General features: G+C 60.8%; 18 protein-coding genes. 9 read left to right on the top strand and 9 right to left on the bottom strand.

The features are described from left to right. Positions 1-18: 18 nt before the first annotated feature. Positions 19-1,863 carry a monovalent cation:proton antiporter-2 (CPA2) family protein gene (locus ACFWXH_RS06695; RefSeq protein ID WP_379118550.1) on the bottom strand — a complete coding sequence of 615 codons (1,845 nt, stop codon included), beginning with the start codon at positions 1,861-1,863 and terminating at the stop codon, positions 19-21. Between the two features lie 164 nt (positions 1,864-2,027). Here ACFWXH_RS06695 and ACFWXH_RS06700 point away from each other — a divergent pair, with 164 nt between their 5' ends. Beyond that, entirely contained in the window at positions 2,028-2,492 is a 465-nt protein-coding gene (locus tag ACFWXH_RS06700; protein ID WP_379118552.1) for a hypothetical protein, read from the top strand. Positions 2,493-2,571: 79 nt separating this feature from the next. On the opposite strand, the gene ACFWXH_RS06705 is transcribed toward ACFWXH_RS06700, so the two are convergent. The 4 genes from ACFWXH_RS06705 to ACFWXH_RS06720 form a co-directional block, all read right to left on the bottom strand. Further along, positions 2,572-3,129: a hypothetical protein gene (locus ACFWXH_RS06705; RefSeq protein WP_379118554.1), complete on the bottom strand. Its 558-nt coding sequence runs from the start codon at positions 3,127-3,129 to the stop codon at positions 2,572-2,574. A gap of 101 nt (positions 3,130-3,230) precedes the next feature. Then, positions 3,231-4,301 carry a YcjF family protein gene (locus ACFWXH_RS06710; protein ID WP_379118557.1) on the bottom strand — a complete coding sequence of 357 codons (1,071 nt, stop codon included), beginning with the start codon at positions 4,299-4,301 and terminating at the stop codon, positions 3,231-3,233. Next, on the bottom strand, positions 4,298-5,773 hold the full coding sequence (locus ACFWXH_RS06715; protein ID WP_379118560.1) for a YcjX family protein: 1,476 nt from the start codon (positions 5,771-5,773) through the stop codon (positions 4,298-4,300). The genes ACFWXH_RS06710 and ACFWXH_RS06715 overlap by 4 nt, the downstream gene beginning before the upstream one ends. A gap of 96 nt (positions 5,774-5,869) precedes the next feature. After that, the gene (locus tag ACFWXH_RS06720) at positions 5,870-6,373 is read right to left on the bottom strand and encodes a SixA phosphatase family protein (RefSeq protein ID WP_379118563.1); all 504 of its coding nucleotides are present in this window, start codon (positions 6,371-6,373) and stop codon (positions 5,870-5,872) included. Positions 6,374-6,623: 250 nt separating this feature from the next. Between ACFWXH_RS06720 and dksA the strand changes: the two genes are divergently transcribed. Next, positions 6,624-7,040: an RNA polymerase-binding protein DksA gene (gene dksA, locus ACFWXH_RS06725; RefSeq protein ID WP_054312962.1), complete on the top strand. Its 417-nt coding sequence runs from the start codon at positions 6,624-6,626 to the stop codon at positions 7,038-7,040. Positions 7,041-7,122: 82 nt separating this feature from the next. On the opposite strand, the gene ACFWXH_RS06730 is transcribed toward dksA, so the two are convergent. Beyond that, a complete protein-coding gene (locus ACFWXH_RS06730; protein ID WP_379118566.1) occupies positions 7,123-7,842 on the bottom strand; it encodes a hypothetical protein in 720 nt (239 codons plus the stop codon). 237 nt (positions 7,843-8,079) lie between these two features. On the opposite strand from ACFWXH_RS06730, the gene cckA reads away from it, so the two are divergent. Further along, positions 8,080-10,710, top strand: a complete 2,631-nt coding sequence (cckA, locus tag ACFWXH_RS06735; protein WP_379118568.1) for a cell cycle histidine kinase CckA — start codon at positions 8,080-8,082, stop codon at positions 10,708-10,710. A gap of 46 nt (positions 10,711-10,756) precedes the next feature. Here cckA and ACFWXH_RS06740 read toward each other — a convergent pair whose 3' ends face one another. Then, entirely contained in the window at positions 10,757-11,062 is a 306-nt protein-coding gene (locus ACFWXH_RS06740; protein ID WP_379118571.1) for a ribbon-helix-helix domain-containing protein, read from the bottom strand. 235 nt (positions 11,063-11,297) lie between these two features. Here ACFWXH_RS06740 and ACFWXH_RS06745 point away from each other — a divergent pair, with 235 nt between their 5' ends. The 3 genes from ACFWXH_RS06745 (at position 11,298) to ACFWXH_RS06755 (ending at position 13,920) form a co-directional block, all read left to right on the top strand. Further along, positions 11,298-11,693, top strand: coding sequence for a VOC family protein (locus ACFWXH_RS06745; RefSeq protein WP_379118573.1), 396 nt, complete (start codon positions 11,298-11,300; stop codon positions 11,691-11,693). An 83-nt stretch (positions 11,694-11,776) separates the two neighbouring features. Continuing rightward, positions 11,777-12,307, top strand: coding sequence for a twin-arginine translocation signal domain-containing protein (locus tag ACFWXH_RS06750; RefSeq protein ID WP_379118575.1), 531 nt, complete (start codon positions 11,777-11,779; stop codon positions 12,305-12,307). A 41-nt stretch (positions 12,308-12,348) separates the two neighbouring features. Then, positions 12,349-13,920, top strand: coding sequence for a GMC family oxidoreductase (locus ACFWXH_RS06755; protein WP_379118578.1), 1,572 nt, complete (start codon positions 12,349-12,351; stop codon positions 13,918-13,920). Positions 13,921-14,005: 85 nt separating this feature from the next. Here ACFWXH_RS06755 and ACFWXH_RS06760 read toward each other — a convergent pair whose 3' ends face one another. Further along, positions 14,006-14,404: a hypothetical protein gene (locus tag ACFWXH_RS06760; protein WP_379118580.1), complete on the bottom strand. Its 399-nt coding sequence runs from the start codon at positions 14,402-14,404 to the stop codon at positions 14,006-14,008. Between the two features lie 317 nt (positions 14,405-14,721). Between ACFWXH_RS06760 and ACFWXH_RS06765 the strand changes: the two genes are divergently transcribed. From ACFWXH_RS06765 to ACFWXH_RS06775, 3 genes are all read left to right on the top strand, one after another. After that, on the top strand, positions 14,722-14,898 hold the full coding sequence (locus tag ACFWXH_RS06765) for a hypothetical protein (RefSeq protein WP_162839673.1): 177 nt from the start codon (positions 14,722-14,724) through the stop codon (positions 14,896-14,898). A gap of 101 nt (positions 14,899-14,999) precedes the next feature. After that, positions 15,000-16,010 (top strand): hypothetical protein, encoded by a 1,011-nt coding sequence (locus ACFWXH_RS06770; protein WP_379118582.1) that lies wholly within the window; start codon positions 15,000-15,002, stop codon positions 16,008-16,010. A 5-nt stretch (positions 16,011-16,015) separates the two neighbouring features. Next, complete coding sequence (locus tag ACFWXH_RS06775) at positions 16,016-17,014, top strand: hypothetical protein (RefSeq protein WP_379118584.1); 999 nt, start codon at positions 16,016-16,018, stop codon at positions 17,012-17,014. 64 nt (positions 17,015-17,078) lie between these two features. Here the strand turns inward: ACFWXH_RS06775 and ACFWXH_RS06780 are convergent, their stop codons facing one another. Beyond that, positions 17,079-18,611 (bottom strand): acyl-CoA carboxylase subunit beta, encoded by a 1,533-nt coding sequence (locus tag ACFWXH_RS06780; RefSeq protein WP_054312952.1) that lies wholly within the window; start codon positions 18,609-18,611, stop codon positions 17,079-17,081. Positions 18,612-19,100: the final 489 nt, after the last annotated feature.

Raw genomic sequence — 19,100 nt, forward strand, 5'->3', positions numbered from 1 at the left:
GCCTGGAAAAGTTTGAGTCTATGACGAGGCGGCGGAGCTCGCGTTTTTGAGGACCTCTGCCGTCTCCTCGCTGAGCGCCTGGGCCGGGCGGCGCGGCTGCGTCACAGGCGCTGGAGCTGGCGTCGCCAGATTGCCCTTCAGGAAGTTGCGCCCATCGCGAATATCTCCGGTGAGCTGCAGGTCGAAGCGTGCCGCGTCGCGCCGACGCACGTCCTCGATGACCTCTGCGACTTCGTCCGGATCTTCACCCAACGCTTCAAGCGTCGAACCGCCAAAGACCAGTGCCGATTCGAAGGTCTCACGCAGCTGAAAGTCGACACCGGCTTTGACCAGTTGCAGCGAAGTGCCGCGGTCGAAGGCCCGGGCGAAAACCGTCACCAATGGGAACTCCGCCTTGACCAGTTCAGCGACGCGTACGGCGGTTTCCGGCTTGTCGACGCAGATCAGCACCGCGCGGGCGCGTCCGGCACCTGCTGCGTGCAGGATATCAAGCCTGGTGCCGTCGCCGTAATAGACCTTGAAGCCGAAATTCGCGGCGGCCTGGATCATCTCGACATCGTTGTCGATGATCGAGACGTCGACGCCGCGCAGGATGAGCGGCTGGCTGGCGATCTGGCCGAACCGGCCGAAGCCGATGATGAGCACCGAGCCCGACAGGCCTTCAGCGACATCGACACCGTCAAGCGAGGGCTCGTCGCGCGGTGGGTACAGATAGCGAAGCGCTATGATCACCAAAGGCGTCAGCACCATTGAGATGATGATGATGGCGGTAAGGATCGCGTTCGCCGGACCGTCGATGATGCCCGCCTGGCTGGCGGAGGAATAGAGCACGAAAGCGAATTCCCCGCCCTGCGCCATCACAGCGGCACGTTCGATCGCCTCGCGATGCGACGCCTTCAACAATCGTGCCACTGCGTAGATGCCGAACGCCTTGGCAACCATGTAGGCGACGACATAGATCGCGACCAGTTGCCAGTTCTCAGCCACGACGGCGAGATTGAGCGACATGCCGACGGCCAGGAAGAACAGGCCGAGCAACACGCCGCGAAACGGTTCGATATCGGCCTCGAGCTGATGGCGGAAGGTCGATTCAGACAACAGCACGCCGGCCAGGAAGGCGCCCATCGCCATGGAAAGGCCGCTCATCTGCATGACAAGCGCCGATCCCAGTACGACCAGCAAGGCCGCGGCCGTCATCACCTCGCGAGCACGCGCATCGGCGAGGACGCGAAACAACGGATTGAGCAGATAGCGGCCGGCGACCACCAGGCCGACGATCGCGGCGACGCCGATGCCGATCTCGGCGACACGCTGTTGCAAGGTGGTGTCGGCGCCGCCCGGGGCCAGAAAGGCCACCAGCGCCAGCAGTGGCACGATGGCCAGGTCTTCGAGCAGCAGGATCGAGACCATGCGCTGCCCCTTCGGGGTGGCGATTTCGCCTTGTTCCTCGAGTAATTGCATCACGATGGCGGTCGAGGTCAGAACGAAGCCGGCGCCGGCGACAAAAGCCTGGGCGACCGGGAACCCACCCGCAAGTCCGCACGCCGTCAGCAGCAGCGCACACAATCCGACCTGCAGCGCGCCCAGCCCGAATATGTCACGACGCAGACCCCACAACCGCGACGGTTGCATTTCGAGGCCGATGATGAACAGGAACATCACCACGCCAAGCTCCGCCACATGCAAGATCGCAGCGGGGTCGGAAAAGATGCGCAGGCCGAACGGGCCGATGGCCAATCCTGCTGCCAGGTAGCCAAGGATCGAGCCGAGGCCGACGCGCTTGAAGATGGGTACGGCGATGACCCCGGCGCCGAGAAGCGCGACCACGTTCACCAATTCGCTGCCTGAAGCCTCAACCGCCATCGCTGTTCCTGCTTTTTGCTGTGTCGTTGGAGGGAGGAGTCCCTTGGTCAGGATAGAGCATGATGCCGAAAAGTTGCAGACTTTTTGGACAAGGATCATGCGACAGAACAGGAGCCGGAGTGGAATGCCATCTCTGCTGATCGCATTCCGCGCTGGCGACTTCATTGCGCCACGAACAGCCCCGAATCAGCGTCCTTCAAGCCGCGCCGATGGACGGGGTCACGGCCGGTAAATCCAATATTTCCAAGGGCTGTACGTTGGTGAGTTGCAGCAGGCCTCAGTGGCGCGCTATGGACGACGAGGGCTGGGGCTATAAACGCAGGGCGGACGGGATCGTCGCCATTATGGAGAGGACTACCATGAAGAAGATTGTGCTGGCTGTTGTCGGCGTGGCGGCGCTCGGTCTTTCAGCCTGCTCGAAGGCGCCCGAATGCACCGCCGAAGTCATCGGCAAGAAAACCCAGGAATTGACGACCGCAGTCCAGGAATCTGTGACCAAGAACCCGGCCAAGGCTTCGGAGTGGGCGGCCAAGGTTCAGGAAATCGCCACCAAATATTCGGGTTCGAACAACCAGGCCGACGCTTGCAAGGCCTATGACGAAATTATCGCCGAAGTGAAGAAGGGCTGATTGCTCATTCTTGCACCTTGTGCACGGTGAAAACGAAAACGGCGGCCATGGCCGCCGTTTTTTTTGGGGGGTCGTTCCGTCAGTTGCGGGCGATTGCGCCCACGGCCACTCCGTCGACGCGCTTCAGGTTCATGCCGATCACCGGAACCATCTGTTGGTCGACCTTCACTGAAACGGTGACGATCATCGAATTGTCGTTGGGCACGCGCGCCTGCATGACGCCGCGGAGCTGATTGCGGTTGATGGCGAAGACCACCTTGCGATTGTCGACGACGTTGCCGGAAATGATATCGAGCCCCGAGCCTGACGAACCGCCCATGAAGGAGCCCTTATAGCCTTCGCGCCCTTTGCGCTCGACCGTGGCGCCCATCTTCTGAGAGAAGACGCCGACGCGGCAATCACCGTCCAGCGACATGCCAACCTTGCTGCCCTCGGGTGTGGAACCCTTGAAATTGCAGGTAAACTTGGTTCCCTTGTATTTACCGGCAACGATTTCACCCGGTCCGACCCACTGTCCCTCGACCGATTGGAAGAACTGCTTGTCGCGGTCGGCACCGGATGCCGAGGTGGCCCCTGCAATCGAGGCAACAGCCGCGAGTGCGAAGGGCATGGCGGCAGACAAGAGCATGCTTTTCATGGATGACACCCGGCAACGAGGACGCTGTGTTGGAACCAGGCCAACCATGAAGAAGATTGGTTAATGCTTCGTCACCCGTTCGCGCCTGAAGGGCGGAAAACCTAGGAACTGGTGCCGCTACTGCGGTCCTTTCCACCGGCAAAAGAGGTCAGCGCGGTAAGGAAATCGCTCATGCCGGGCCGTTTGACCGCGGTGAAAGGCAAGGGGCGGGCGGTTTCCATGGCAGCAATACCGATTCGTGCCGTCATCATGCCGTTGACCACACCTTCACCCAGTTTTGCCGACAGCCGGGCCGCCAGGCCGTGACCGACGATCTGCTGGACAAAGCTGTCGCCGACGGCGATCGAGCCGGTAACGGCGAGATGCGCGAGCACGCTGCGGGCAAGCCGGAAAAAGCCCAGCGTGCCTGGACGGCCCCCATAAAGCTCCGAAAGGCGTCGGATCAGCCGTCCGGCCTCGAACACGACATAGGCAACATCGACCAACGCGCGTGGGCTGACAGCGGTTACCAGCGACACGCGCTTGGCTGCGTCCAGAATCATCGTCTTCGCCTGAGCATCGAGAGGGCCGAGGATTTCGGTCTCAGCCAGTCGGACGAGATCGCCGCCGTCAATGATCTCGCCGCGCAGTTCGGCCAATGCACGGCGGCCGGCCGCAGTCTGTGGTCGAGCCGCGACGAAAGCGGACAGTTCGTCGACCACCGCGCGTGCGGCGTTAGGATCGTCGCGGGCAATGGCATCCAGAGCGCGGCTTTGCAGCTTTTCCACCTTGGCAAGTCGCGCAATCGCAAGGAATTCGCGGGCCAGGATGACCAACAACGCCAGCAGAGCGACCGTCGCGACGCCGGCGGCCAACCAGCCCAGCCAGTCGGCACGCGTGAACAGGTCACGGATCAGCCGGTCCGTCCATAGGCCGATGGCCAGTGATACCAGGATGCCGATGGCGCCAAAGAAAAGATTGGCAAGCAGCGAACGTTTGCGCGGTGCCGGCGCAGGGGGCGGTTCGGCGGCGACCAGGTCCGGCTCGTCGAAAACGTCGACTGCATCAGGCACGACGACGGCTTCGGCTTTCATCGCACGCGGTTTGCGCGTTGGTTCCGTCGACTTCCCGATGGGATTCGGAACGGCTTCCGACTCGATGCGGAACGCCGCCGGCTTGCGGGACGTGGTCATGCGAGGCGGTCTCCGATCAGGAACTGCAGGGCACGGTCAAGACGGATGTGCGGCAGCGACAATGTCACGCCTTCGGCGGTGCGCTCGAGTTTCGGCGGCCGGAAGCGCACGAAGCGGATGGCGGGATCAGTCTCGCCGGCCTGGTCCGTCGCGGGTTCTTCGAAAACGGCATCAACACTTCTTGGTAAGTCACCGGGAAATATAGCTGTTTCTGTGTGCCCATTGAAAGTCTCGTCACCAATCCGTTCGCCTTCCAACGGTGTGCCGATGATCACCGGCAAGGTCTCTCCACCTTGCTTGACCGTACCTTCACGGGTGGCGCGAACAGCAGCCATCGCAACGACATCGACGGCAGCGCCGGTGAAACTTGCTTTGGCTATGGCGCGATCGGCGAGGCGTCGCACGATCGCCTGCAGGCGATCGTGGCTTTCATGGTGCAGATGGTCGGCCTTGGTCGCCGCGATCAGGATGCGATCGATGCGACGGGCGAACCAGTCGGTCAAAAAATTGCCGCGCCCCGGGCGGAAGCAGGCGAGGATCTCCGTAACGGCGCGTTCGAGATCGGCCATCGCGGCAGGCCCGGCGTTCAGCGCCTGCATGGCATCGATCAGCACGATCTGGCGGTCGAGACGGGCGATGTGCTCACGGAAAAACGGCTTTACCACATGCGTCTTGTAGGCCTCGTAACGACGCTCCATCATGGCATGAAGCGAACCGGGTCTCGCCCGCTTTCCTGCGATTCCGGGCAGTGGCGCAAAGGTTAGTGCCGGAGAGCCTTCGAGGTCGCCGGGCATCAGGAAACGACCGGGCGGCAAGGTGGAAAGTGCACGCTCATCGAGTTTGCACGCCTTGAGGTAGGCCGAAAAGCTTTCAGCCAGCCGCCGCGCTGTCAGTTCGTCGGCATCCGCGTCAGGCACTGCGGTCGCCGAAAGCGCGCGCCATTCACGGGCGAGGTCTGCGCGAACCGGCAGCGCAGCCAGCTCGAACGCTTCGTTGGAGAAATCGGTGAAGGATTTGCCGAGCAGCGGCAGGTCCAGCAACCATTCGCCAGGATAATCGACGATGTCGACCGAAAGTTTCCCAGCCGAAAACATCCGGTTCCAGCCGGAGGCCGATTCGAATTCGATGGTCAGTCTCAGTTCCGAAATGGCGCGCGTGGAGTCTGGCCATATGCGCTGATCGACCAGCGCGGCGATATGGTCCTCGTACTGGAAGCGCGGAACTGCGTCGTCCGGCTGCTCCTCCAGGAAGGCACGCGCGATACGCCCGGACTTTTGCGCGTCGAACAGTGGCAGGCGTCCGCCATGCACAAGGTTGTGGACAAGGGCCGAGATGAAAACCGTCTTGCCCGCGCGGGAGAGTCCGGTGACACCGAGCCTCATCGAGGGCCGGAACAGACCCGCAGCACGGCCGGTCACGGTGTCCAGCGCGATGCGGGCCTCATCGGAAATGGTGGTCAGCGATGAAGCCAATCGGTGTCTCTCGCGCTCCGCTCGTCCTGTCACCCGCGCTATGCGGGAACCCCGATATAGGCTGCGGCGGACGGCTTTTGAATGGCTGTCGCGTCGTCACACCGTGACGGGCGTCAGAAACGCTTCCAGATAACCCTTGCCCGGCGCTGCGTTCGTCAGGTTGCCATCGAAACGGACGACCGCAAGTCCTGAGGTCGGGAAGCCATGTTCCAGAGTTGCGCGCGCGCCTTCGTCACCGTCGCTGGATACAGCCATGGCAAGGTCTTCCATCATCGGATTGTGACCGATGACCAGGAGAGAACCGTAGCCGCCGTGGTCCCGTATGATCTCCAGGTAACCGGCGGCGTCCTCGCTGTAGAGTTTGTCGAAATAGAGCACGCGGCCGGTATCGGTGTGGCTGGCGATGCCGCCGAGGGTCTCGCGGGCTCTGAGTGCGCCGGAACATAGCGTCAGGTCCGGGACATAGCCATGAGCGCGCATGGCGGTTCCTATCATCTCGGCATCGGTAACGCCGGAAGGGTCGAGCGCCCGGTCGAAATCGCGTGTACCGGGCGCTGCCCATCCAGCCTTGGCGTGCCTGAGAAGATAAAGTTTCGCCACGCAGATCCCTTTCCAACCGGCGCCGTCCGCCGATCCTACGGTTAAGAATTAGCCAGCCGGAAGCCTCGACGCAACGGCTGGCCTGTTGGCAGATATGCCAAGAACGGTACGACCTGAGGTTGACCGCCAAGATGGCGGTGTGGGGCAGGGCTTGTATTAACAAATGCGTGACGGCACGACGGATTGCGCTTGTTAAGCAATTGCGTCGCGAATATATAGGCGCCAAATTTGGGGCAGTCGGGTGAGTCGAATGAGCGAAATAGTAGCTTCCGATTACGTACCCTCCGAAGACGAGCCGTTCATGAATGAACGGCAAAAATCATACTTTCGGCATAAGTTGATTACCTGGAAGAATGATATTCTGCGCGAGGCGCGCGAAACTCTCGAAATCCTTCAGCAAGAAAACGCCAACCACCCGGACCTCGCCGACCGAGCATCGTCGGAAACGGACCGGGCGATCGAACTGAGGGCCCGTGACCGTCAGCGCAAGCTGATCTCCAAGATCGACTCCGCTTTGCAGCGTATCGATGAAGGCACTTACGGCTATTGCGAGGAAACAGGTGAGCCTATCTCACTGAAGCGCCTCGATGCCCGCCCGATCGCTACGTTGTCGATCGAAGCGCAAGAACGCCACGAGCGCCGCGAAAAGGTCTACCGCGACGATTGATGCCTATTTGCGTACTATTTTGTCTTCGGAGATTTGGCCGGCTTAGCCGGCCATTTTCTTTGGCGGCGGGCGACTGCGCCGATCACCGCTTATGGCTGGAAAGCTCGCCGAGCAGTTTCGCCATCTCGTCGTCCAGCGATGGCTTCGCATTGGTTTTCACCGGCGGTACGTCGTCCTCTTCCAGCGAAACTTCGAGTTCGTGCATCAGCGCGTCGTCGAGCGGATCTTCCACCGGCTCCGGCGGGGTGCGAAATGGTGGTTCGGCACGAACGGGCTCCTGGCGTGCCGCGGCTTGCGCAGCGGGCTGCTGAACCTTCGGCGGCGAAGACAATGGCAAGGTTGGTTCTCGATGTGGTGTGGGTGTGCTGGACACGACCTGCTGGCGCGGCGGTTCAGGGCGGCGCGCTGGCGCAGGTGCCGGTTGCGGCTGGCGCTGCTCACCAGACGCCCGCGCTGCTGCCTGCTGTGGCGGGGCATCGCCGGTCAAAACCGGGCGGCGCGACGGCACCATGCGGATGTCGCGCTCGACCACGACGTCCGTCGGTCCACCGATAAGGATCAGATGTTCTATGTCGTCGCGGCGCACAAGGACAAGGCGGCGGTGGCTGTCGACGGCGGTGGCGTCCATGACGGCCAAGCGCGTCTTACGGTTCTTTCCGCCGGCGACGTAGGTGCCGAAGGTCAGACCGCGGATCAGCTTGACGATGACCAGCAGGAAGACGAGCAGGACCAGGGCCGCGAAGGTCCACAGAATGGCAGGCGCATAGTTCGGCCCTGCCATGCTTTCCAGCCAACTCAGCATAGATGTCCCCAAAAATGATCCGGCCCCCAGCGTCGGCGACACTAAAGGCGGTGTCCGGTTGTCGCAAGGCGCGTTTCGCGCTTTGTGAACAGGGTGCAGCGGAACGTCTTCTGGTTAGCGCCGTGATGGCGTCGTTTTTGGCGTACATTTGCCAGCAGGGTCTTTTCCGGGCAGGGAGAATATGATTCAACCGGGCGAGTCGGGCGCCGGTGGCTGGAATTGGTGAGCAGGGGGCATATGGCCAAGGAAACGGGCGGCGAGTTTTATCCCATGCCGATCGTCGACCAGGGTACACGGCCGGGCGCAGTCACGCGGCTTATCATCTTCATGGTGGTTCTGGCTGTAGCTGCCGTCGTCTTCGGCATTTTCCGCGAACGTTTCGGCGATCCGTTTTTGCTTGGCATGCTGGGCGTGCTAGCGATGATCGGCGTCGGTTTCCTGTTCGCGACGGCGATCGGTTTCGTGCAGATCGCGCCGCGCTCGACCAGTGACGAGCTCTCGAAGGCCTTCGTCGATTCCATGTCGCAGGGACTTTTGGTGACCGATGCCAAGGATCGCGTCATCTACGCCAACCGTGCCTATGCCGACATGACAGGCGCTACCTCCGCCGCGGACATCAAGACCGTGGAGGGGCTGCTCTCCGATATTCCCGAAGCAACCAGCACCATTTACCGGCTTTCCGCCGGCTTGCGCGACGGACAGGCTGGTGACGGTGAATTTCGCCTGGCGCAATCGGTCCGCCCGGGCGCCGAACCCGGCGCACGCTGGTATCGCACGCGGGCGCGCACGTTCTCGGTGCCGGGCCTGCGCCAGCCCCTGTCGGCGTGGCAACTCGCCGACATTTCGGTCGAACGCGCCGAGCAGGAGCGTTTCTTTCTCGATCTCCAGCAGGCAATCGACCACCTCGATCACGCGCCAGCGGGATTCTTCGCCGCCGACCAGGATGGCCGCGTTACCTATATCAATGCCACCTTGGCTGAATGGCTGGGCATCGATCTGGCATCCTTCACCCCGGGCGTGATTGCGCTGTCGGATATCGTCGCCGGCGATGGGATGGCGCTGATCCGCTCGGTGCGCGCCGATCCCGGCACCACGCGCAACGCCGTGATCGATCTCGATCTCACCACCATGGCCGGCAAGGCGCTGCCGGTGCGCTTCATGCATCGTGTTTCGGCGAGCCGCGAGGGGCTTAACGGCCCCAGCCGTACCATCGTGCTCAACCGTACTCAGGGTGAGGATGCTTCCGCCCAATTGCGGGCCTCTGAGATCCGCTTCACCCGTTTCTTCAATTCGACGCCGATGGCAATCGCCGGCGTCGATCATGACGGCCGCATCCTGCGCACCAATGCGCCGTTCCTGTCACTCTTCTCGCCCGCGGTCGATCGCGATGCGCTCGACCGCAAGGTGCGGCTCGACACGGTCATCCATGAGCGTGACAGGCCTGCCTTTGCCGCCGCGCTCGAAAAGGCACATCAGCGTCAGGCTGAGATCGCGCCGATCGACACAGTTCTGCCCGACAACGAGGAGCGCCATGTCCGCTTCTACGTCAACGCCGTGGCCGATGGCACCGATGGCGACGGCGCCGAAGAAGCGGCCATCGTCTATGCCGTGGAAACCACCGAGCAGAAGGCGCTGGAAGGCCAGATGGCGCAGAGCCAGAAGATGCAGGCCGTGGGTCAGCTCGCTGGTGGCATCGCGCATGACTTCAACAACGTGCTGACTGCCATCATCATGGCATCCGACCTGCTGCTGGCGAACCACCGTCCGTCGGACCCGTCTTTCCCGGACATCATGAACATCAAGCAGAATGCCAACCGGGCGGCATCGCTGGTGCGTCAGCTTCTGGCCTTCTCGCGCAAGCAGACGTTGCGGCCGGAGGTGCTCAACCTCACCGATGTGCTGGCCGACCTGCGCATGCTGCTTGCCCGTCTCGTCGGCAACAACATCAAGCTCAAGGTCGATCACGGCCGCGATCTCTGGCCGGTCAAGGTCGATATCGGCCAGTTCGAACAGGTGGTGGTCAACCTTGCCGTCAATGCCCGCGATGCCATGCCCTCGGGTGGTGATCTCGCCGTGCGTACCAAGAACATCACGGCCAACGAATGCGCCGCCTTTTCGTATCGCGAACTGCCAGCCGCCGATTATGTCGTCGTCGAGGTCGAGGACAGCGGCTCGGGCATTGCGCCGGATGTGCTGAAGAAGATTTTCGAACCCTTCTTCACCACCAAGGAAGTAGGCAAGGGCACGGGTCTCGGTTTGTCGATGGTCTACGGTATCATCAAGCAGACCGGTGGTTTCATCTTCTGCGATTCCGAGGTCGGCAAGGGCACGACCTTCCGCATCTTCTTGCCGCGCCATGTCGCCGAGGCTGCAAAGCAACCGGTTGAGGGCAAGCCGGGCGATACCAAGGCGATGGCAGCAGACGGCTCTGTTGCGGCCGAACCCGCCAAAAATGGCGACGCAGCCAAGGCCGGCGATGCCAAGGACCTCTCCGGCTCGGCTATCGTGCTGCTGGTCGAAGACGAGGACGCCGTGCGCATGGGCGGTGTGCGTGCGCTCAAGTCGCGCGGCTATACCGTGCACGAGGCGACATCGGGCGTCGAGGCACTGGAGGTATTCGAGGAACTCGAAGGCAAGGTGGACATCGTCGTCTCGGATGTCGTCATGCCCGAAATGGACGGACCGACGCTGCTCGGCGAATTGCGAAAGCGCCAGCCGACCATCAAGTTCGTTTTCGTGTCGGGCTATGCCGAGGACGCCTTCGCCAAGAACCTGCCGGCTGACGCCCAGTTTGGCTTCTTGCCGAAGCCGTTCTCACTGAAACAGCTCGCCACCGTCGTGAAGGACGTTCTCGAGGGTAAATCTTAGAGCCGCCGCCTCCCGGCCGGATGGAACGGGCGGCTTTTCCAAAACCTCAGGCCGCCTGGCGGCGCAGCGCTTCGAGATCTTCCGCACAAGGGCGGTGGCCGCGCAGATAAAGTGCACAGGTCGTGCGTAGCATCGAGGCGAAATTCGGGATTTCACCATTGATCTCAATGGCTTCGTCATAGAGCTTCGAGATGAATTTCGGCGTCGTCAAGCCTTGGCTATCGGCTATCTCGTCCAGCAATTTCCAAAAGGTGGCCTCGAGTTGAATGCTGGTCGAATGACCGGCGATGCGGATCGATCGATTAATCTGGCGGTACCCTTCCGGGTCCTGCCCGGCAAACACCCTGCACATCGAAAACCTCCCGTCTGTTTCTTGTTACCCATTGGAGCGCGTCGCGCTGTCGGGCTTTCGAACCATCTTCCGCCGAAAACACCAAGCCGGCAATCGGACTTTCGGCCGCGACGCAACATCAGAATCGTCAAAACCATAGGCGAGAGCATGGATTTGCGCGTGGTAACGGGCTGCCACCAAACTCTTTTCGCCGGGCGCATAATTCCTGCCAATCACGACGCGAACGGAGCTTTTCTTGGCCAAGGCAATCCACACCATGATCCGGGTTCTCGACGAGGCCCGCTCCGTTCAATTCTACAAGCAGGCCTTTGGTCTAGACGTTGCTGAACGGCTGGATTTCGAGACGTTTACGCTCGTTTATCTCGCCAACCCGGAAAGCGATTTCGAAGTGGAACTGACTGTCAACAAGGGCAGGGTGGAACCCTATGCGCTTGGCGACGGCTATGGTCATTTCGCGGTGTCTGTTGCCGATCTCGATGCCGAACATGATCGTTTCGGCGCGCTCGGTCTCAATCCGAAGAAGATCGTCGAATTCAATCGTGACGGCACGCTGCTGGCCCGCTTCTTCTTCGTCGAGGACCCCGACGGTTACAAAATCGAGGTCCTGCAGCGCCACGGCCGCTTCAAATAGGAGGAAAAGCCGTCGCATCCAGGGAGGGGTGCGACGCCAGCCACAGCGCCGGGAGGCGTACATAGCAAGCACGGGAGGAAAAAATGATCACGATCTATGAGGGCAAGCCTGGCTTGTCACGCCGCGAGCTTCTGAAACGCGGCGGCATCGGCGCGCTGCTGGTTGTTGCCGGCAACGCCGTCATCAGCCCCGAGAACGCCTGGGCCCTGGAAACTGCGACGCTGAAGCCCGAAACCATGGCAACACTCATCCAGATGGCGCGCGATATCTATCCGCACGATCAACTGGCCGACAAGTTCTATGCGGTCGCCGTGAAAGGTCATGACGAACAGGCCGGCAAGGATGGCAAGCACAAGGAGCTGATCGAGGCCGGCATTGCCGATCTCGACAAGCGTGCCGGCACGAGTGGCTACCGCGGGCTCGGATGGGAAGAAGAGCGGGTCGCTGTGCTCAGAGCCATCGAGACGACGCCGTTCTTCCAGGCGGTGCGCGGTGGGCTTGTCGTCAGCCTCTATAACCAGAAAGAGATCTGGCCGGTGTTTGGCTACGAGGGCGAGTCCTACTCGAAGGGTGGCTACATCAGCCGTGGCTTCGATGACATCGAGTGGCTTTAAGCCGCGCCGCACGACACCAGCACGAAACATGGGAGGAAACCATGGCAGCACCATTTGACCTGAAGAATGATGGCGTGGTCGTCATCATCGGCTCGGGCGCCGGCGGAGGCACGCTCGGCAACGAACTCGCCCAGAAGGGTATCGACGTCGTCATCCTGGAAGCTGGCGGCCGCTATGAATATGACGACTTCATCAACGATGAATGGGACAGCTTCGCCCAACTTGCCTGGAAGGATATGCGCACGACTTCCGGTGATTGGCGCGTGGCGAAGGACTTTCCCAATTTGCCGGCATGGATCGTCAAGGCAGTTGGCGGCACCACCACGCATTGGGCCGGTGCTTCCCTGCGGCTCCAGGAACACGAATTCAAGACGCTCACCACTTACGGCAAAATCGAAGGCGCCAACCTGCTCGATTGGCCCGTCACCTTGGCCGACCTCGAGCCATATTACGCCAAGGCCGAGGACAAGATGGGGGTGACGCGCACGAATGACATTCCAGGTCTGCCCGGCAACAACAATTTCAAGGTGTTGAAAGCCGGTGCCGACAAGCTTGGCTACAAGGAATGTCACACCGGCCGCATGGCCATCAATTCGCAGCCCCGCGACGACCGCAATTCCTGCCAGCAGACCGGATTCTGTTTTCAGGGCTGCAAATGGGGCGCCAAATGGTCGACGCTCTACACCGAAATCCCCAAGGGGGAGGCGACAGGCCATCTGGAGGTACGGCCGAATGCCATGGTCATCAAGATCAACCATGATGCGTCGGGCAAGGTGACCGGTGTCGTCTATGCCGACAAGGACGGCAAGCTGCAGGAACAGAAGGCGCGCATCGTTGCCGTTGCCGGCAATTCGATCGAAAGCCCGCGTCTGCTGCTCAATTCGGAATCGTCAAAGTTCCCGCATGGGCTCGCCAATTCCTCGGGGCAGGTGGGCCGCAACTACATGCGGCACACAACCGGCTCGGTCTACGCCATCTTCGACAAGCCGGTGCATATGTATCGCGGTACCACCATGGCCGGCATCGTGCGCGACGAGGCGCGCAACGATCCATCGCGTGGCTTCGTCGGCGGCTACGAACTGGAGACGCTGGCGCTCGGGCTGCCGTTCATGGCCGCTTTCCTCGACCCGGGTGGTTGGGGCCGCTCCTTCACCACGGCACTCGACCACTATGATCATATGGCGGGTCTCTGGATCGTCGGCGAGGATATGCCGCGTGCCGAAAATCGGGTGACGCTGCATGCTTCCGAGAAGGATGCCCACGGCATGGCAGTCGCCAATGTCCATTTCGACGATCATCCCAATGACACTGCAATGCGCGATCATGCCTACAAGCAAGGCACGGCGATCTATGATGCAGTGGGCGCGACGCGGGTCTTCCCGACGCCGCCCTATCCTTCCACACACAATCTCGGCACCAATCGCATGAGCGAGAAACCGGAGGATGGCGTCGTCAACAAGCATGGCCAGGCACACGACATCAAGAACCTGTTCGTGTCCGATGGCAGTCAGTTCACCACCGGCGGTGCAGAGAATCCAACGCTGACCATCGTCACGCTTGCGATCCGGCAGGCCGACTACATCGCCAAACAGATGGCCGCAAAGACGATCTGAAAACTCCCGAGCCTCGCGCGGGACACTCTGAGTGTTCCGCGCTCTTTTTTCGAGAATATCGGAAGGATAGCGGACTCTCCGGCCTTCAAGGCTTGCGGATCGTGCAGGTTGCCGCACTGAAAGCACCGTCCGGCTGACGCATGACGATGTCGAAGGACGCGTCGGTCGGGTCGTCGGCTGTCACCTGGGTCACCGATATGCCATTGCCGCCGGAGGTGAAGCCGCCGACGGGGCCGAGCCAGCTGATCTCGCCATTTTTGTCCATCTCGTAATTATAGCCCTGCATTACCGGCCCATAGCTTGGACCGCTGTAGACGCGTCCCTTGATGTTGATATCGCCGAGGCTGAGGAAAGCGCCGAGCAGATAGACCTCGCAATGATAGCTGCCGTCGGGAAGCGTGCCGTCGGCTATGGCGGCGTGCGCCCCGCCGGTCAAAAGCCCTGCAGCCAAGAGCGAACGTACATAGATCAGGTAACGCGTCATCGACCAATCCGAATGCGGCTAGCGCATGCTAGCATCACTTTTTCGACAATGCCGCAACATCGCCGAATGTTGTCTCTTGCGCAAAGTTCACCGTTCAAATCATATATTGACGACTGCTAATATTGCTACGCTTTGGCCGAGCCATGGTATCCTTCGGTCGGCCTTGGTGAGTCGGCCATATTTTCCGCGTCAAACTTGATTTGGGGGCAGATCGAGGAAGACCTCGTCGGCGCGGGCAAGTTCCGCGCAAGCGATCCGCTATAGTCTTTCTTCCGAGATCTGGGCGTTACTGGGCGCATCGGGCAAGGGACGGGCCGGTGGAGACGTTTTTCGAAGACTACCAGAAACGGCGCCTCGTGGAGCGCGTCGATATCCTGACTGCCATCAACATCCTGAAGTCGCAGGGTTATGACGAGGACGAGATCATTACCGAGATCACGCGCGTCTTCTATGTCGATCTGGATGAATACAACGATCTGGTAAGAGCAGCCTGAGGTTGTTCTACGGTGCGTACGCCGTTTGGCGTACGCCGGATGATCTGCCGATCGCCGCATGGCATCATGCTACCGTGCTCCATCCAGCGGGGGCTCGCGGCGTGAAACATCTCATTCTCGTTCATGGCAGGGATATCAAGCCATCCGGCTCAGCTCTGGCCACCCTGGCCAAGCGCGCCATCGTCAGGGGATTGCAGCGGACTGGACGAGTCGACATAGCGGACAGCATCGAAAGCGGTGCTGTCAAATTCACCAGTGCTTACTACGGTGACATCACCAATCGTATCGAGGCTTCCTACGATGCCAAAACCGCCGCCCTGCTGACCGCGCAGAACGAGCCGATCTACGATTTCAAACCATGCTTTCCTGCCGGCGCGCTGGACGCTGCCTTTGCCTTGACCGACGCGCTGCGTACCTTCAACAAGGCAACCTATCGGCATGTGCTCGACATTGCCGAGGATTGGCGTTTTCTCGACGAGGCGATACACGCCGCCTCCATGTTCGGCGAACTGCTCACTTTCGGCCTCGTCAACTCGCTGGTCGAAGTATCGATCAAATGGGATCTCGCCGTCTATCTTACATCGCAGCGTGTCGGCTCCGATATCCGCGCGCGGCTGCAGGATGTGCTGAAGCAAGCCCTGGCAGAGGGTGATGACGTCTGTCTCGTCACCCACAGCATGGGCTGCATGGTCGCCTATGACGTGTTCTGGAAATACTCGTTCCGGTCCGAATACGAAGACAGACGCGAGGACGGCGCGAACCCCGTCAAGCTGTGGCTCACATTAGGCTGTCCGCTCGGCGAAATAGGCATTCGGCGCAACCTGCTCGACGCCGTTGCGCTGGAGGAGGAGAAATATCCGCGCAACCAGTTCCTCGACTGGATCAATGTCCATGCCGAGGATGATTTCATCGCGCATGCGCAAAGCATGCGCACGGCCTTTTCAAGCATGCGCAGCAAACATTACTGCCGTTCGATTACCGACAAGAAGATCTACAACTGCTGGCACTATCGAGACGCTTCAGGCGGTCAGCTTGTCTCCAATCCGCACGATCTCTACGGATACCTGATGAATCAGGACACGGCCAAAATCATTGCCGGCTGGGCGGGGTGAATTTGATGATCTCGAAGAAAACGCAAAGCCCGCCGATCAAGCTTGCCGAACTGCGCAGACGCTGCCGGGAAGCGTCGCTGAGTGAGCAGGAACTCACCGACTATTTCCTGGCCGACGAAGAACACAGCAAGCCCTTCGCGCCGGCCTTGAAATTCAACGAAGCGCTCGTGGATGTCGGCCGCGCCAGGCCAAGCCCTGAGGCAATCTCCAGACTCTATGCCGAGGCAACACGAGCGCAAGCGCCACTCCCGAAGAAGCCACGCCAGCTCACGCAGACGCTTCGCAAGGCGGCACGCACCAGGCTGCTGGCCGAAGGCGATTCCTGGTTCAATCTGCCCGACTATATCTATCCCAGGACTGCGATCGATTTTCTTGGCAGCGACTATGACTTCAATGTCAGCAACATAGCCCTTTGGGGCGACGAACTGGAGGCCATGGTCAGGGCGAAGCAGTACCGCCAGCCGCTGCGTTCCGGTCTGTTCGGCCATTTCCTGTTCTCAGGTGGAGGCAACGATGTTCTGGGCTCCATTCCGACCTATGTGAAGCCGCGCAAGGCGGGTGATACCGATCCGGCGCACGCCGCCGACTACATCAAGGCAACCTTTTCGCAGAAGATCAGCCAAATGATGGGTTTTTACCGCACGCTGGCCAACGATGCGCGCGACGCCACCGGCGGCCGTGTCGTGCTTTATGTACATGGCTATGCCAACGCCATCCCGAAGAAAGGTGGGCACTATCTGGGTGATCCGCTGGATGCGCTCGGCTTCGATCCTGTCGATCATGCGCCGCTGTGCCGGGCGATCGTTGCTCGCATGGTGGAGCTGTTCAACATCGCCTTGCAGTCCTTCGCGCAGGGTACGGCGCATGTCGTCTACAACGACATGAGGCCGGTCATGACCGAGCGCGACTGGCATCGCGACGAAATCCATCCGAACGAATCCGGTGCTAAAAAGATCGCGAAGGTCTTTTCCGAAGCGGTGCGAGCCAACACGCCAATCGCTTGACGATCCGACTTTTTTGCTCCTGCCTGCCGTGATACGGCTGCCACCAAGCGTCGCCGTTCCACCCTCACAGCGGAATGTTGTCGTGTTTCTTCCAAGGATTCTGCAGGTCCTTGTTGCGCAGCATCCTGAGGGCCCGCGCCACGCGCCGCCTTGTCGAATGCGGCATGATCACCTCGTCGACATAGCCGCGCTCGGCCGCCACGAAAGGTGACAGGAAACGATCCTCATAGCGCTTGGTATGGGCCGCGATCTTTTCGGCATCGCCAATATCCTTGCGATAGATGATCTCGACCGCGCCCTTGGCGCCCATCACCGCGATCTGCGCTGTCGGCCAGGCATAATTCATGTCGCCACGCAGGTGCTTTGACGCCATGACATCGTACGCGCCACCGAAGGCCTTGCGGGTGATCACCGTCACCTTCGGTACAGTCGCCTCGGCATAGGCGAACAAAAGCTTGGCGCCATGTTTGATCAGTCCGCCATATTCCTGTGCCGTGCCGGGCAGGAAGCCAGGCACATCGACGAAGGTGACGAGTGGGATGTTGAAACAGTCGCAGAAGCGCACGAAGCGTGCCGCCTTGCGGCTCGCATCGCTGTCCAGCACGCCGGCCAATACCATCGGCTGGTTTGCGACGAAGCCCACTGTGCGACCCTCGACGCGGCCGAGGCCGGTGACGATGTTTTTGGCGAAGGACGACTGTATCTCGAAGAAGTCGCCTTCGTCCGCCGTCTTCAGGATCAGTTCCTTGATGTCGTATGGTTTGTTGGCATTGTCAGGGATCAGCCGGTCGAGCGACATGTCATGCTCGGTCACCGACTGGTAGCATTCGACTTCCGGGATCTCGGCGGTGTTGGAGGCCGGCAGGAGATCGACCAACCGCCGCATCTGCAGCAACGCCTCGACATCGTTGTCATAGGCGCCGTCTGCAATCGAGGATTTGGTCGTGTGCACGGAAGCGCCGCCGAGCTGTTCGGCCGTCACCGTCTCGTTGGTCACCGTCTTCACGACATCTGGACCCGTGACGAACATATAGGAGGTGTCGCGGACCATGAAGATGAAGTCGGTCATGGCAGGCGAATAGACGTCACCGCCGGCGCAAGGGCCCATGATCAGCGATATCTGGGGGATGACGCCGGAAGCCAGCACGTTGCGCTGGAAGATTTCAGCATAGCCGCCCAGTGCCGCTACGCCTTCCTGGATGCGGGCGCCGCCAGCATCATAAAGCCCGATGATCGGTGCGCGGTTGCGCAGCGCCATGTCCTGCACCTTCATCACCTTCTCGGCATGCGCTTCTGAAAGTGAGCCGCCGAACACGGTGAAGTCCTTGGCGAACAGATAGACGGGGCGGCCGTTGACCGTGCCCCAGCCGGTGACGACGCCATCACCGGCGATCTTCGACTTTTCCATGCCGAAGTCGGTCGAGCGATGTTCGACATACATGTCGAATTCCTCGAATGATCCTTCGTCGAGAAAGATTTCGATGCGCTCGCGCGCAGTCAGCTTCCCCTTGGCGTGCTGAGCGTCGATGCGGACCTGACCGCCGCCCGAACGGGCGATGTCGCGCCTGCGTTCGAGTTCCTTCAGCACTTCCTTCATTGGGTGGCCTCCCTTAGATGCTTAGAGCGCCGCGCGTCCGCAAAGGGCGCTCCAGCCCTTAGAAACTGCGCATCGTGCTTTCCGAAAATCGATTCCGATTTTCGGGTCGATGCGCTGGTCCGCTTTTGGTATCGGCGCGGGGCGGGGAGCGCAAGCAGGGCTTTGGTTTCATGATGCAAACCCGCCTTTCGCTCCTTCGATCGCGAACCACCGGCAACTGGCATCAGCAGGTCGGGTAATGCCGCGATGCTGCATTGCAACATGATGCTCTTGCATTTCTTTGCGAACTCCTCCATATGCGGCCCATAGGCGCTCGGGCCGGGTCTTTTCCGGCTTTCTCCCTGATTGAGACTGGTTGCGTCTGTTCCCCTTGCTTCGGGCAAGGCGGTGTAAGTCCCGCGGCAAGAGGCCGGCGGGCACGACAGCGCAGCCGAGCGGGCTTTTTTGCCCGCCCGCCTTGTCGTCCCATTCCTGTTTTTGACGGCGGGT

The organism is Mesorhizobium sp. NPDC059054 (genome assembly GCF_042739215.1).
Taxonomy (GTDB): domain Bacteria; phylum Pseudomonadota; class Alphaproteobacteria; order Rhizobiales; family Rhizobiaceae; genus Mesorhizobium.

Excerpts from the sequence above, each read along its gene's own strand:
- ACFWXH_RS06695 (WP_379118550.1), bottom strand. The coding sequence starts at position 1,863 with ATGGCGGTTGAGGCTTCAGGCAGCGAATTGGTGAACGTGGTCGCGCTT.
- ACFWXH_RS06705 (WP_379118554.1), bottom strand. The coding sequence starts at position 3,129 with ATGAAAAGCATGCTCTTGTCTGCCGCCATGCCCTTCGCACTCGCGGCT.
- ACFWXH_RS06710 (WP_379118557.1), bottom strand. The coding sequence starts at position 4,301 with ATGACCACGTCCCGCAAGCCGGCGGCGTTCCGCATCGAGTCGGAAGCC.
- dksA (WP_054312962.1), top strand. The coding sequence starts at position 6,624 with ATGAGCGAAATAGTAGCTTCCGATTACGTACCCTCCGAAGACGAGCCG.
- ACFWXH_RS06730 (WP_379118566.1), bottom strand. The coding sequence starts at position 7,842 with ATGCTGAGTTGGCTGGAAAGCATGGCAGGGCCGAACTATGCGCCTGCC.
- cckA (WP_379118568.1), top strand. The coding sequence starts at position 8,080 with ATGGCCAAGGAAACGGGCGGCGAGTTTTATCCCATGCCGATCGTCGAC.
- ACFWXH_RS06740 (WP_379118571.1), bottom strand. The coding sequence starts at position 11,062 with ATGTGCAGGGTGTTTGCCGGGCAGGACCCGGAAGGGTACCGCCAGATT.
- ACFWXH_RS06750 (WP_379118575.1), top strand. The coding sequence starts at position 11,777 with ATGATCACGATCTATGAGGGCAAGCCTGGCTTGTCACGCCGCGAGCTT.
- ACFWXH_RS06755 (WP_379118578.1), top strand. The coding sequence starts at position 12,349 with ATGGCAGCACCATTTGACCTGAAGAATGATGGCGTGGTCGTCATCATC.
- ACFWXH_RS06760 (WP_379118580.1), bottom strand. The coding sequence starts at position 14,404 with ATGACGCGTTACCTGATCTATGTACGTTCGCTCTTGGCTGCAGGGCTT.
- ACFWXH_RS06775 (WP_379118584.1), top strand. The coding sequence starts at position 16,016 with ATGATCTCGAAGAAAACGCAAAGCCCGCCGATCAAGCTTGCCGAACTG.
- ACFWXH_RS06780 (WP_054312952.1), bottom strand. The coding sequence starts at position 18,611 with ATGAAGGAAGTGCTGAAGGAACTCGAACGCAGGCGCGACATCGCCCGT.